Annotated in this window: 11 protein-coding genes and 1 rRNA gene; 11 read left to right on the forward strand and 1 reads right to left on the reverse strand. The window is 38.2% G+C overall.

The features are described 5' to 3' along the window. Positions 1-93: 93 nt before the first annotated feature. A 16S ribosomal RNA gene (locus ACZZZW_RS21495) occupies positions 94-1,615 on the reverse strand. Between the two features lie 1,131 nt (positions 1,616-2,746). Here ACZZZW_RS21495 and ACZZZW_RS21500 point away from each other — a divergent pair. The 11 genes from ACZZZW_RS21500 to ACZZZW_RS21550 all read left to right on the forward strand — a co-directional run bounded on the left by ACZZZW_RS21500 (position 2,747) and on the right by ACZZZW_RS21550 (position 15,142). Continuing rightward, the gene (locus ACZZZW_RS21500) at positions 2,747-3,694 is read left to right on the forward strand and encodes an outer membrane protein assembly factor BamD (RefSeq protein ID WP_055912208.1); all 948 of its coding nucleotides are present in this window, start codon (positions 2,747-2,749) and stop codon (positions 3,692-3,694) included. Between the two features lie 3 nt (positions 3,695-3,697). Beyond that, entirely contained in the window at positions 3,698-4,024 is a 327-nt protein-coding gene (locus ACZZZW_RS21505) for a DNA-directed RNA polymerase subunit omega (RefSeq protein ID WP_025145617.1), read from the forward strand. Positions 4,025-4,096: 72 nt separating this feature from the next. Beyond that, positions 4,097-5,293, forward strand: coding sequence for a bifunctional phosphopantothenoylcysteine decarboxylase/phosphopantothenate--cysteine ligase CoaBC (gene coaBC / locus ACZZZW_RS21510; RefSeq protein WP_463496432.1), 1,197 nt, complete (start codon positions 4,097-4,099; stop codon positions 5,291-5,293). Beyond that, the gene (porD, locus tag ACZZZW_RS21515) at positions 5,290-6,183 is read left to right on the forward strand and encodes a type IX secretion system protein PorD (RefSeq protein ID WP_463496435.1); all 894 of its coding nucleotides are present in this window, start codon (positions 5,290-5,292) and stop codon (positions 6,181-6,183) included. Before coaBC ends, porD begins: the two co-directional genes overlap by 4 nt. A 440-nt stretch (positions 6,184-6,623) precedes the next feature. Next, positions 6,624-6,995, forward strand: coding sequence for a BlaI/MecI/CopY family transcriptional regulator (locus ACZZZW_RS21520; RefSeq protein ID WP_463496437.1), 372 nt, complete (start codon positions 6,624-6,626; stop codon positions 6,993-6,995). Positions 6,996-7,088: 93 nt separating this feature from the next. Next, positions 7,089-8,960, forward strand: a complete 1,872-nt coding sequence (locus ACZZZW_RS21525) for a M56 family metallopeptidase (RefSeq protein WP_463496440.1) — start codon at positions 7,089-7,091, stop codon at positions 8,958-8,960. Beyond that, a complete protein-coding gene (locus tag ACZZZW_RS21530; protein WP_463496443.1) occupies positions 8,891-9,127 on the forward strand; it encodes a hypothetical protein in 237 nt (78 codons plus the stop codon). Before ACZZZW_RS21525 ends, ACZZZW_RS21530 begins: the two co-directional genes overlap by 70 nt. 289 nt (positions 9,128-9,416) lie before the next feature. Further along, positions 9,417-11,069: a DNA repair protein RecN gene (gene recN / locus ACZZZW_RS21535; RefSeq protein WP_463496446.1), complete on the forward strand. Its 1,653-nt coding sequence runs from the start codon at positions 9,417-9,419 to the stop codon at positions 11,067-11,069. Between the two features lie 196 nt (positions 11,070-11,265). Continuing rightward, a complete protein-coding gene (locus ACZZZW_RS21540; protein ID WP_463496449.1) occupies positions 11,266-12,516 on the forward strand; it encodes a carboxypeptidase-like regulatory domain-containing protein in 1,251 nt (416 codons plus the stop codon). Between the two features lie 233 nt (positions 12,517-12,749). Next, positions 12,750-13,985 (forward strand): carboxypeptidase-like regulatory domain-containing protein, encoded by a 1,236-nt coding sequence (locus tag ACZZZW_RS21545; RefSeq protein WP_463496452.1) that lies wholly within the window; start codon positions 12,750-12,752, stop codon positions 13,983-13,985. Positions 13,986-14,074: 89 nt separating this feature from the next. Further along, on the forward strand, positions 14,075-15,142 hold the full coding sequence (locus ACZZZW_RS21550) for a PA0069 family radical SAM protein (protein ID WP_463496455.1): 1,068 nt from the start codon (positions 14,075-14,077) through the stop codon (positions 15,140-15,142). Positions 15,143-15,181: the final 39 nt, after the last annotated feature.

Raw genomic sequence — 15,181 nt, forward strand, 5'->3', positions numbered from 1 at the left:
TATCTGTGCCCTTCGCCTTTCAGCTTTGGTCTTTTACCTTTTACCTTAATTAGAAATATCATGTTGCGTGGCGAGTAGGCGGTGCTACTCCAGAAAGGAGGTATTCCAGCCGCACCTTCCGGTACGGCTACCTTGTTACGACTTAGCCCCAGTTATCGGTTTTACCCTAGGACGCTCCTTGCGGTTACATACTTTAGGTACCCCCAACTTCCATGGCTTGACGGGCGGTGTGTACAAGGCCCGGGAACGTATTCACCGCGTCATTGCTGATACGCGATTACTAGCGAATCCAACTTCATGGGGTCGAGTTGCAGACCCCAATCCGAACTGTGAACGGCTTTGTGAGATTCGCATACCGTTGCCGGCTAGCTGCCCTCTGTACCGTCCATTGTAGCACGTGTGTAGCCCCGGACGTAAGGGCCATGATGACTTGACGTCGTCCCCTCCTTCCTCTCTGTTTGCACAGGCAGTCTGTTTAGAGTCCCCACCTTAACGTGCTGGCAACTAAACATAGGGGTTGCGCTCGTTGCGGGACTTAACCCAACACCTCACGGCACGAGCTGACGACAGCCATGCAGCACCTAGTTTCGTGTGATTGCTCACTCATTTATCTCTAAATGATTCACTAACTTTCAAGCCCGGGTAAGGTTCCTCGCGTATCATCGAATTAAACCACATGCTCCTCCGCTTGTGCGGGCCCCCGTCAATTCCTTTGAGTTTCACTCTTGCGAGCGTACTCCCCAGGTGGAACACTTAACGCTTTCGCTTAGCCGCTGACTGTGTACCGCCAACAGCGAGTGTTCATCGTTTAGGGCGTGGACTACCAGGGTATCTAATCCTGTTTGATCCCCACGCTTTCGTGCCTCAGCGTCAATAAGACCATAGTAAGCTGCCTTCGCAATCGGTGTTCTGAGACATATCTATGCATTTCACCGCTACTTGTCTCATTCCGCCTACCTCTAGTCCATTCAAGCCCATCAGTATCAAGGGCACTGCGATAGTTGAGCTACCGTCTTTCACCCCTGACTTAACAGGCCGCCTACGCACCCTTTAAACCCAATAAATCCGGATAACGCTTGGATCCTCCGTATTACCGCGGCTGCTGGCACGGAGTTAGCCGATCCTTATTCTTCCGGTACATTCAGCTTCCTACACGTAGAAAGGTTTATTCCCGGATAAAAGCAGTTTACAACCCATAGGGCAGTCTTCCTGCACGCGGCATGGCTGGTTCAGAGTTGCCTCCATTGACCAATATTCCTTACTGCTGCCTCCCGTAGGAGTCTGGTCCGTGTCTCAGTACCAGTGTGGGGGGCCATCCTCTCAGATCCCCTAGTCATCGTCGCCTTGGTGGGCCGTTACCCCGCCAACTAGCTAATGACACGCATGCCCATCTCAATCCCATAAATGTTTGATCATTGGATAATGCCATCCTGTGATTTTATGCGGTATTAATCCGGATTTCTCCGGGCTATCCCCCAGATTAAGGTAGGTTGCATACGCGTTACGCACCCGTGCGCCACTTTCAAATCCAGCAAGCTGGATAATCTCGTTCGACTTGCATGTATTAGGCCTGCCGCTAGCGTTCATCCTGAGCCAGGATCAAACTCTCCATTGTAAAATGTGTTGTAAGATGCTGACCAGTTTTAACTATTGTTAAAAATAGTCTTCTTTTTTGTTATGTTGTCTGTTAGACACCACCTTTAAAATAAAGCTACGTAATCATGTACTTTGATCGGTACTCCATTACCTCGCTACGCTACATTGACATCTCTTTTAAGAACTTGTTGACCTGGTAACCTCACGGCCGGCCATTTTATATATCTTCGGTTTCAGTTTGGAAAAGTCTTGTTCGTCTTCCCCGTGTTTCATCCGTTTCAATCTTTTTTCTGTTTGCTTTCCGCAACATCCGCTGCTCAGCTTTTTGCCCTTCCTTTCGGTTGGGAGTGCAAAGGTAAGGATCTTTTTCAAACTTCCAAATAAAATAAATTTTATTTTTTTGATTCTCATTTTTCCTTGCCCCTTATTTCAATAGGCTGATTTTACTCAGCTTTCCGTCCTTCCGGAGCGGGCTGCAAAGGTAGCAATCTTTTCCTCACCTGCAACATTTATTTTAAAATAAATCCTGCCCTATCATCACCATCTGCCATCCTTTCATTCAAAACCCTTCCTCCGAAGCGGGATGCAAAAGTAGGGAATTTCAGCTTATCCGCAAAGAAAATATCACTATAAACGCACAGTTTAATGTAAGTGTATGGTTTTCAACAGGAAAAAATATGCCGCAGGGCAAAACTTTTTTAATTAAGGGCTGTTTGTATCTGCCTAGTCTCTTCAGGCTTCCAGGGTTTTCATGCACCCAGCCTTTTAAAACCCCGGGAAGACCCTGCAAAATAAACCCGATTAAAATGAAAAGCCCGCAGCGCAGCGAGGACTTGCAATGAAAAGCGGGAAGAAACTTATATAGCAGCACCCACCCTGCTTTGCTAATAAAACAAACACACTATTCCATATAGTATAATGATAACGGACCAAACCCAGCGTTTCGAATTTTGCTTTGCGCTTAGCCCATAAATGCTTCGAAAGTTATTGCGTACATATATAGTATATAGAAAAGCATAAAGGCTTAAATAATAGCCTATATTATATATGTTAAAAATTGTTAACTGTTATATTGTACTGAATTGCTTTGCATAGCTTAGCGGCCAATTGTTTTTATTGATGTTATCGTATTATTAATTATCTTTGCAGAATGTTTAAAGTTAAACACTTAATTATTTTAGTTTTTGTTGCCGCTTTGGGTATTGCGGGTTGTAAAAGTCGTTTCGAGAAATTGAGAGCGAGTAACGACGTTGCAAAAAAATACCAGGAGGCGCTGCGTTTGTATAATAAACGCGATTACAGTAAAGCATTGGTGCTTTTTGAAGATCTTTCTCAAAAATACCGTGGCCGTGCTGAAGCTGAGGATTTAAATTATTATTATGCTTATACCTTATATAGGTTAAGTGATTATACAACGGCCAGGTACCAATTTAAAAGTTTCGCGGATACTTACCCTGCAAGTAAAAATGCTGAAGAGGCGAGGTATATGGGAGCTTATTGTTTCTATTTAGAATCGCCAAGTTTCTCTTTAGATCAGGAAAACACCTATAAGGCTATTGATGCATTACAATTATTCATTAACTTATATCCTACCAGCGATCGCGCTGCTGCTGCAGGTAAATATATTGCCACTTTAAGGGGTAAATTAGAGGATAAAGCTTTTGAAAATGCTAAAATGTATTTAACTACTGGTCCAAGTAACGTAGATAATTACAGGGCAGCGGTTATTGCTTTAAAAAATGCACAAAGAGATTTCCCAGATATTAAATATGCTGAGGAAATGGACTTTTTAATGATTAAGGCTCAGTATTTATATGCTAAAAACAGTTATGTAATCCGCCAGGAAGACCGTTATAATGAAGCCCTTGCTTTATATACTGAGTTTACTGAGAACCATCCTGACAGTAAGTATACCAAAGATGCAAAGGTACTTAAAGAAGATGTTGAGTTAGGAATTGCCGCTACAAAACAAGAACTTGCATTATATGCAGCTGACCAAGAAAAATACAAGCAAATGTTGATCAGAACGGGTAAATTAAAAGATACCATTTCTACAAAACCAACCAATGCTGATAACACGAATATTAAAAACGATTAATACATGAATACTAACAAACCTGCTGTACCAAATACTACAGTAACCAGAAACGTACACGATTTAGATAAAACTACAGATAACTTATACGAATCTTTAGTTGTAATTGCTAAGAGAGCAAATCAGATTTCGAATAACGTTAAAGAGGAGTTACACGGTAAATTGGCAGAATTTGCATCGAGCAACGATAATTTAGAAGAAATTTTCGAAAACCGTGAGCAAATTGAAATCAGCAAGCACTACGAGCGTATGCCTAAGCCTGTTTTGGTTGCTATTGATGAATTTTTGAATGAAAAAATTTATCACAGAAATCCTGCTAAAGAACAAAAGTAATTAGCAGAGGGCAAAGAGCATGGCGCAGTTTTATAAGCATATCAATGCTCTATGCCTCATGCCCAACACGCTATGCTGAAACATAAAAATATAATCCTTGGCGTTTGCGGTAGCATTGCAGCATATAAATCGGCTTTTTTAGTTCGATTGCTTGTTAAAGCTGGTGCAAACGTAAAGGTTATCCTTACCCCTGATGGTGCTAATTTCATAACACCACTAACCCTTGCTACGCTTTCTAAAAACCCTGTTTACACCCAATATTTCGAAGAAGGAACTGGGGTATGGAGCAATCATGTTGAACTCGGGCTTTGGGCCGATCTGATTGTCATTGCTCCGATAAGTGCCAATACACTGGCTAAACTTGCAACAGGAATTTGCGATAATTTATTAACTGCTGTTTATCTTTCTGCAAAATGCCCTGTTTATGTAGCTCCGGCAATGGATCTGGATATGTGGAAACATGAAACTACCCAGGCAAACATTAAAAAGATTATTAGTTTTGGAAATACGGTTATAGCACCTGCCAATGGGGAACTTGCCAGCGGACTTTGGGGCGAAGGCCGAATGGCAGAGCCTGAAGAAATTGTTTCTTTTCTGAACAATGCCATACAAAAATCGATGCCATTCTTTGGCAAAAAAGTGATGGTAACTGCCGGCCCTACCTATGAAGCGATTGATCCGGTTCGATTTATAGGGAATCATTCTTCTGGTAAAATGGGTTTTGCAATTGCAGACGAATTGGTAAAACTTGGTGCTGAGGTTACTTTAATTGCCGGACCAACGGCACAAAAGGCTGACCAAACTTTAAAAAGAATTGATGTAATAAGCGCAAAGGATATGTTTGATGCCTGTTCATCTATATTTTCAGAAACTGACATAACAGTAATGTGTGCGGCTGTGGCAGATTACCGCCCGAAATTAGTTGCTACACAAAAAATCAAAAAACAGGATAGTGACCTCTTTCTGGAATTAGAAAAAACTACTGACATCCTAGCTTCTTTGGGTGCGACAAAAAAAGCAAATCAGATTTTAGTTGGTTTTGCCTTAGAAACCAATGATGAGGAGAACTATGCCAAAGGTAAATTGGAGAAGAAAAATTTAGATTTGGTTGTTTTAAATTCTTTAAATGATAAGGGTGCAGGTTTTAAATCGGATACCAATAAAATTACTATTTTTAACAAGGCTTTAGAACGGACTGTATTTGAAACGAAATCAAAAGCAGATGTGGCTAAAGATATATGTGCTGCCATTTTAAAAATTACAAAATGATAAAAAGGATTGTTTGGATATTGCTATTGATTGGTTTTGGTAAGCTACAGGCGCAGGAGTTAAATGCAAGGGTAACTTTGCTTGCTCCCCAGGTTTCGAACATTAGCAAACCCACCGTAGAGGCTTTGCAAAAAACAATCCGCGATTTTTTGAACAATAATAAATTTAGTAACGAAAGTTACAAGCCTCACGAACGCATCGATTGCAGTTTTATCATTACCATTAACTCCTGGGATGGTGGATCTGGTTATACCGCCGAAGCGCAGATTCAGAGCAGTCGCCCGGTTTTTAACAGTTCCTACAACAGCACTTTATTAAACATGAGCGATAAAAATTTCGATTTTAGTTTTAACGATGGTTCCACAATCGATTTTTCTGATCAGAATTATATTTCCAATATCAGTGCACTTCTCTCCTATTATGCATATACCATTATCGGTATGGATAAGGATAGTTTTAGCAAAATGGGTGGTACGCTCTATTATAAAAAAGCACAGAATATCATTAATCTGGCGCAAGCTTCGGGCAATACCGGCTGGAAAGCAGCAGATGGATTACGCAACCGTTTTTGGTTTAACGAAAATGTTTTAAACCCTATTTTTGCAGAACTCCGTAATTTCATTTACAGTTATCATTTTAGCGGCCTGGATCAGCTTACCGATAATGATAAAGGCTTAACACAAATTGTTGCTGCACTGCCCGCGTTGCAACAAATGGATAAACAAAAACTTGGTTCAATTTTCCCTAATGTTTATTTCGCATCCAAGGCTGAAGAAGTAACCAATGTTCTTTCTAAACTTAACGGACAGGAACGTATGAAAGCCTACAACATGTTGGCAGAAATTGATCCGGCAAATATTGGCAAATACGAGGGACTAAAGAAAAATTAGTTTCTTTGGTTAACTGGTTATTTGTTCAAATCTGTTAATTTTACAACATACCAATCAATCTACCAGTTTAAAGAGCATGTCCTCAATTAACCGGTGAACCAGCTTAACCATTAACCCGTTATAGCTTATTCAATTTTTAGAAAAGCAGTATCAGCATTTCAATTATAGCAAGTCCTGCTTTTTGTTCATACGCCTGCAGGCCTTAAACACAGGCCGGTATCCACATCAATCAGGTTTAAATAACAAAGTCAGTTTTCATTGGGGGTTTCATAACCATGCTGTATATGCAACATTCTTCATTCTTGAGCGTCTTATACACAGTTGACCAGCTGACCAATTTCAAGAATTAAGTAATAAAGTTAAAATTTTGTTAAAATATTTTGATCTTACGAATATCTTCGTACATTTGAATACGAAATAATTCGTACAACTTGTAACATATGAATAATCAAAACATCAAACCAACAGAAGGTGAAATGGAAATCCTCCAGGTGCTTTGGCAAAAGGGGAATGCAACGGTAAGAGAGGTTCATGAGGCGTTGAATAAAAAAGATTCTGGTTATACCACTACCTTAAAATTAATGCAGATTTTGCATGAAAAAGGAATGGTAGAAAGAGATACCAATCAAAAAACACACATCTATAAAGCATTGGTAAGTCAGGATAAAACCGAAAAGCAATTGGTAACAAAAATGATCGACAATGTATTTAATGGCTCGGCGGCGAGATTGGTAATGCAAGCCCTGGGTAATCACAGTGCAAGTGCGGATGAGATTGATGAAATTAAGAAATATTTAGACAGCCTGAAATAAGGCATAGTTGAAGGTTGGAAAGTGTAGGGTATAGCTCCCTAATTATGCAATAACACTTCGGGGTATCCCGGTAAAAAAATTAAAACCACCGTTATGGAAACTTTATTACAACAATTCATCAAGGCATTTGGCTGGAGCATTTTAAACTCCCTTTGGCAAAGTGCTGTTATTTATGGCATACTATTTATTGTGATGCTAAGCATCCCGAAAATGGCCGCAAAACATAAGCACAACCTCGCTTTTGGTGCCATAATTTTAATGTTTTTCGGTTTTGGCTATAATTTTATTCATCAGTTAACATTAACCATAAATAATCAGGCAGCTGCAATCAACCCACAAAATATACAGGCTTATCAATATTTTAACAACCTGCCACCAAGTTTTAGCAGTAAAGCCGAACAATACTTCCCTATCGTGGTGGCATTTTACCTCATCGGTATATTGCTACAGTTGTTTGTGATTTTGAAAGGTTACAATCAGCTTTCTAAACTAAAAAAAGAAAGTTTAAGTGCTATTCCTGATGGTTGGAAAACAATTTTCGAACAGGTAACCGCGCACCTTAAAATTAAAAAAAGCATCCAGTTTAACCTTTCTTCTATTGTTAACGTGCCTTTGGTTATCGGCTATTTAAAACCTGTGGTATTGTTTCCCCTTGCATTGGTAAACCAATTGGATAACGATCAGGTTGAGGCTATTTTAATCCACGAGCTATCGCACATTAGAAGAAACGATTTTCTATTGAACCTGATTAAAACTGCAATAGAAACTTTATTGTTCTACAATCCATTTGTTTGGATGGCCGGCAGGTTTATACACATTGAACGCGAACATGCCTGCGACGATCTGGTATTAAAGGTGACCGGAAAACCATTAAACTATGCTCATGCCCTACTTAAACTTGAGTTATTGAAAGATAAAAACAGTCCGGCTTATGCATTGGCAGCAACAGGTAAAACACAAAATTTATATCAACGCATTAAAAGAATAACCAACATGAAAACAAATTATTTAAACGCCAAACAACAAATGGCAGCCCTAACACTGGGTGTAGCGTGCCTGTTTTCTATTGCCTGGATCAATCCTACAGAAAAGAAGAAACAAACCAAAAAACAGCACAAACAAGAAATTTTAACTGTACAGCTATCAAACGGATTAATAAACAATGTGATTTGTACGGATACAACAAAAAAACGCAAGATTAAAATTGTTACCATTGATGCAAATGGAAATAAAAAAGAGTACAATTCCGTTAAAGAAATGCCAGACAGCCTAAGGAAAGATTTCTACAGAGACGAGCTTTTTGCTGGTAAAAGTATCTACCACATTCAGGCTGACAGTTCATTTAAGATTAAATTCAGCGATTCACTTTTAAAAGGAAAAATATTTAAAGAATTCGATTCCCCTGAAGCTCAAGCCAAATGGAAAAAGTTCGGCGAAGACATTGCCAAACAATACAGCTCACCTGAAGCACAGGCCAAATGGAAAAAAATGGGAGAAGAAATGGGCAAGAAAATGAACTCACCAGAAGAACAGGCAAAGTGGAAAAAATTTGGTGATGATATTGCTAAACAGTACAATACACCGGAGGCACAGGCTAAATGGAAAAAAATGGGTGAAGAGATGGCGGCCAAAGTGAATACACCAGAATTTAGGGCACAAATTGATAACATCAGGATACAGGCATTGAAATCAGGAGATATGATTCGTTTGTCAGGATTAACAAAACTGAATGTTGATTCTATATTTAAAGGCAACAAAAATGCCCTTACCGGTCCAGATGGAACAGTATTATTTCTTAACGAAAACAATAATGCGAACAGCAAAGTAAGACAGACTGAAGAATATAAAAAACTGAAAGAAAAATTCGACAGTGAAGTGAAAGAGCTGAAAAGAAAATGGAGAAAAAAGAAAAAAAGGAAAAAGTTGAAGGCGGTAATAAACGCTCACAAATCAGTCCTGCGGTAATTAATTACAACAACAAAGATTTTTCAAACCCTGCAAAAGTTTTGAAGATTGAAAATGCAATGGTAACCTACAAAAAAGAGGATTTTAAAGTTGCCGATCAATTGGCCTTAAAAAGTTTTGTACAAACGAATGATATCGCCATTGCCATCCAATCTGCAATTAGATAAAACAAAAAAATACATATTAAACCAAACACATCATTAGCAGCGGAGATTATTCTTCGCTGTTTTTGTTTACACCAAATTGATTGCAAATAATATTCCTCAGTCTCAATTAATCATTTTCAAAAAAGAGACACATATGGTTCCAAGTGAAAATCCCACTCTTTTTAACCAAACCGTTCTTGATTTTTTAAATTAAGCTGATATAAAAATAGCTTCTTTAACACAAAGTTTATTCTTCGCTGTTTTTGTTTTGTACTGTCCTGTTGAATAAATTTTAATATTTTTGCTAAGCATGCTACAAAAACTTTCTATACGTAATTACGCATTAATTGATAGTCTTGATATCGAATTTGATAAAGGCTTAAATATTATAACTGGTGAAACCGGCGCAGGTAAATCAATCATACTTGGTGCATTATCGCTAATTTTAGGTCAGCGGGCAGAGAGCAAATATTTTTTTAATCAGGATAAAAAATGCGTTATTGAGGGCAGCTTTACCCTTGCTGATGAAAACTTAAAAGATTTTTTTGAAGAAAATGACCTGGATTTTTCGAAAGAAAGTCTTTTACGGAGAGAAATATCAATAGACGGTAAAACCAGGTCGTTTATTAACGATACGCCTGTTAATTTATCTATTTTAAAGCAAGTGGGCGAAAAGCTGATCGATATCCATTCACAACATGCTACACAAGAAATAAATGATGCCGATTTTCAATTGTTAATTGTAGATTCTCTGGCCAATCATCAATCCCTGTTGCTTGATTACCGCAGCGGATTTAAAAAACTGAAGCACGATACAAGCCTTTTAAAAAAACTAGTTGCCGAAGCTGATGAAGCTAGAAACAAGCAAGATTATGAACAATTTCTTTTTAACGAACTTGAGCAGGCAAAATTACAGGATGGTGAACAGGAAAAGCTTGAACAAGAATTAGCGCGACTAACCCATGCAGAAACCATTAAGAGAGCATTACTTACTGCATCTGGCTTAATTAATGAAAGTGAACCTTCTGCCCTACAAATTTTAAAAGAAGCTTCATTACAATTGCAGAGTATAGAAAAATTTGATCCCGAAATTAACGTACTATATGAACGTTTGCGCTCGTCTATTATTGAGATAAAAGACATTACCGATGAGGTTTCTACCATAGAAGGTAATACCGTACACAGTGCCGATCGACTGGAAATTGTAAACCAAAGGCTCGATTTATTTTATACACTTCAACAAAAACACAGGCTGGCCAATAATGCAGAGTTAATTGCGCTTCAAAAACAACTTGAAGATAATTTAACCAAACTTTTATCTTCTGATGAGCACATTGAAAAATTACAGCAGGAAATTGATCTGCTTAAAATAGCATTACAAAAACAGGCCAATCAGTTAAGTGTTAACCGAAAAAAGGCCATTAAAGTAGTAGAAGATCAAACTGGCATTACCCTTAAACAAGTTGGGATGCTGAATGCTAAACTGGTATTGGAGCAAAAGCCTTTAACCGACTTAAATAAAGATGGTTTGGATGAAATTAACTTACTTTTTACGGCAAATGCAGGTCAGGCTCCGGCCCCGGTAAATAAAGTAGCTTCAGGTGGTGAATTATCCAGGTTAATGTTGGCCATAAAAGCCCTTTTAGCGAAACATACTTCACTTCCTACGATTATTTTCGATGAGATTGATACCGGAATTTCTGGTGAAACAGCACTAAAGGTTGGAGAAGTCATTTCTGATTTAGGCGAGAATATGCAAGTAATTTCAATTACACATTTACCTCAGATTGCAGCCAAAGGAACATCTCACTATTTTGTGCATAAACATGAAGACGGTGGAAAAACCACCACAGGAATCCGCAAACTTAAACAAGAAGAGCGGATTGGTGTAATTGCCGAAATGTTAAGCGGCAAAAACCCTGGAGCTTCCGCAATCGAAAATGCCAAGGAATTGCTTGCATAGTGTACCAAAACACTTAAATGTGTTATAAAGTAGAAAAAGATAAAGCGAACGGGGCAAAAACCATTTCAGAGATTGTTTATTAACGTGCTAGCAAATGTTAGCGTCTGGCAGCATGATCTATTTAAAAAGACTGGAATCGTATCAATAAATGAAATGTTATTTTTAAATAACTATCCAATTAGTTTATATTTAAGCGATGAAAACGATTGCGCTTATCTTCTCGATAATAATCATTGGTAATTTTTGCTTCGCGCAGCAAAGTTATACACTTTCTGGTGTGGTTAAAGATAAACAGGGAGAACCTTTACCCGGCGTGGCCATATACGTAAGCGATTATAAATTGGCTACTGCTACAGATAACCAGGGAAAATATGTACTAAAACTTAAGCCTGGTAATTACACTATTTTAGTGCAGCTAATCGGTTTTAAATCTACTGACAAAGCCATAAGTATTGAGGATAAAGATGTTCGTGCAGATATTTTACTTACAGAAAGTAGCACGCAGCTCGCAGAAGTAACCATTAAACCCGATCCCAACCGCATGGCTTATCTTAATACTTTTAAAGCATACTTTATAGGTTTGACCGATAATGCCGACAGGTGTAAAATCCTAAATTCAGAATTGATCAGGTTTGATTATGATAGTGAAAAACGGATTTTGAATGCCACAACAGATGATTTTTTGATCATCGAAAACCAGGCATTAGGTTATAAAATTAAATTTTTAGTAAAAGAATTTCAATATGATTATCGCGCTGGAATCGTTTTTTATGAAGGCTTTCCGCATTATGAAGATTTGCCTGGAAATGCAGCCAAAAAAGAAAAATGGGAGAAAAAAAGAATAGAAGCTTACAACGGCTCTTCCCAACATTTCTTTAGTGCGCTCTTTAACAACCGCACCAAAGAAGAGGGTTTTATCATCAATAAACTGATCAGAAACGAAGCCCAGGAATCTCTGGCAGATAGCATTGCACAATCTCAGGAAAGCGGTTTCACAGCCAGAACATTAACGCTACCGGGTGCTACCACCTTTAACCAACCAAAAAAAACAGTTGCAAAAGGTAAACTGGAAAAACTTAGCCTGGGCCATAACGTCGCAATGCTGAACAGAAGAGAAATTTCGACAGATACACTGGTACATTGGTATAACGACGACATTAGAAGAATAAATTTCACCAATGTATTATATGTAATTTACACAAAAGAAAAGGAAAGCAGCAGTTATTTAAGCAGGGTCCGAATGTCTATAAATAGGCCTTCAGACCTAGGTAGGGCACAAATCTCCTTAATTAACTTGCGTGGAGGATCAGTTTTCTTTTATAAAAATGGAGGCATCAATAATGCACGGTCAATGATCAATGAAGGTTACTGGGCCTGGGAAAAAGTTGCCGATAGTGTCCCCATGGATTATCTTCCTCCGCTTAATGTAGAAACCAAATTGAAATAACCACTAAATGGCTATGTACCAATTTCGGTTTGTTGATATGTTAATCGCAATCATACTAAAAAAAGAAAATGTTATAGTTGTTTCATCACGAATAATAAAGCGGAATAGCCCAATTAACCTTCTCTGATAGGTAACATATCTACTATTATTAATGATTACTCCCAAATGTTAAAATTGTTAAAAATCTTTTTCGTTTTTAATAAATCTTAAGCCTTTTGGTTACATTCGTCTCCATGATTAAAAGCTTTTTAGTAGCCCTCATGCTGATCATTTTGGGTACTAATGCCATTGCTCAAAACACCTTTACAATCAGTGGTCTGGTTAGAGATCAGAAAGATGAATTGCCCGGCGCAAGTATTTATTTGAGCGGTTATAAAATTGCTACAGTGGCCGATAATGATGGGAGGTTTAAATTACCTAACCTTAAACCCGGCAGTTATGATATCCTAGTTCAACTGGTTGGTTACCTTCCCTATTCCAAAAGCGTAATCATTTCTGATAAATCTGTTCAGGTAGAATTGGTTTTGAAAGAAAATGTGGCGCAATTAGAAGAAGTTGTTATCCGGGCCGATCCTAACCGCCAGAAATACATCAATCAGTTTAAAGAGTTTTTTATAGGCAAAACCCCCAATGCCTTACAATGCAAAATATTAAATCCGCAGGTTTTAAATGTTGATTTTGATATTACTAAAAGTACACTTACCGTTTCTACAACAGAATTTTTAGTGGTTGAAAACAAAGCATTAGGTTACCGCCTTAAATATATGCTCGATCATTTCGAATATAATTCGCGCACACATATTATTTACTATTCCGGTCATCCGTTTTTCGAAGAATTAAAAGCTTCTGCGGCCAAAAAGAAAAAATACATCGCAGCAAGAGAAGTTGCTTATTATGGCTCATCGCAACATTTTTTCCGCTCACTTTATGCCAATAAAACACAGGAAGAAGGCTTTATCATCAATAAAATGATTAAAGTGCCTAACCCTAACCGCTATCCGGAATACATTATCAATAACAATTTAGAAAAGATAAAAGCGGTACCAGAAAAAACAGGTATCAGACAAAACAAAGGGAAAATAGATACAGCCTTGTTTAATTTCTGGATGAAGCAAAAAGAAATGCCGAAAACAATTGATAGGTTTTCAAGGGCAGAAGTACTTACCGATACTTTGGTGCATTATTTTAACCAGAATTTAAAGTACCTGAGCTACACCGATGCACTGTTGATCCAATATACCAAAGAAAAAGAATCGCTTGCCTACTCCAATACAGGTTTCTGGATTTTCAGACCATTGGATGTGCCTGAAAATGAAATTTCTGTAGCCAATTTAACCGGAGAAGGTGTCCGTTTTTACGAGAACGGAGGCATTTACGATTCACGTTCGCTTTTATATGAAGGATTTTGGGCTTACGAAAAAGTAGCCGATATGGTGCCGATGGATTATGTGCCACTCCCTAAGAAATAACTTACCCGAATAAAAACCCTGAACATAAATGTTGAAAAGTAGGCTATTGTGAGCTTTAAAATTACTAAATATATTAGTAATTTTAATTCATGATCGGTGAAGAAGAAAAACAGTATTTTAAAGGCAGGGGTGCCCAGGTTAATCCACACAATAAATTTTTAAAAGATGTTTATGTGAAAGAACACCAGGAAGGGATAGATGACTGGGAGGAAAGCGACCGCAAAACAGCCTTTATTTTTGAAAACTCCAAAACAATTGTAAATAAAGTAGATAGCCCAGATGTAGGCATGGCCTATTCCTTAAATCCATATCAGGGATGTGAGCATGGCTGCACCTATTGTTACGCCCGTAATTCTCACCAATATTGGGGATACAGCGCAGGAATAGAGTTTGAAAGAAAAATAATTGTTAAAAAGGATGCCCCCGAATTATTTAAAAAGTTTTTAGAAAAAAAGGGATGGGATGCATCTACCATTTCACTATCAGGTAATACCGACTGCTACCAACCTGCCGAAAGGAAATTTAAACTTACCCGGCAATTACTGGAAATAGCACTGGCTTACAAACAGCCTATCGGCATGATTACCAAAAATTCTTTAATCCTTCGCGATCAGGATATTTTACAAGAAATGGCCAAATTAAACCTCTGCATGGTGTATGTATCCATCAATAGCCTAAACGAAGATCTCCGTCAGGTAATGGAACCAAGAACCACAACTGCAAAACAACGCTTAAGGGTTGTAGAAGAATTAAGCAAAGCCGGTATCCCCATGGGCGTAATGGTTGCACCGCTTGTACCAGGATTAAGCGACCATGAAATACCAAAAATTTTAAAAGCAGTAGCCAATGCAGGAGCCATTAAAGCAGGCTATACTGTTGTACGTTTAAATGGAGCTATCGGACAGATATTTGAAGATTGGCTGCGAAAAAATTTTCCAGATCGCTTTGATAAGGTTTGGCATATGATACAAAGTTGCCATGGTGGAAATGTGAATGACAGCAGGTTTGGCGACAGAATGCGCGGAGATGGAAATATTTCACAAATGATCAGGGATAATTTCAGGCTGCATTGCCGTTTAAATGGGTTAAATGCAAAAGATATAATTCTTGATCATACCTTATTTAAAATCCCTAGCAACCAGGTGAGTCTGTTTTAAAATTAGCAAAGTGGATTGCCGGTTTGTATTAAAACTTTT

The organism is Pedobacter sp. AC379, assembly GCF_979258145.1.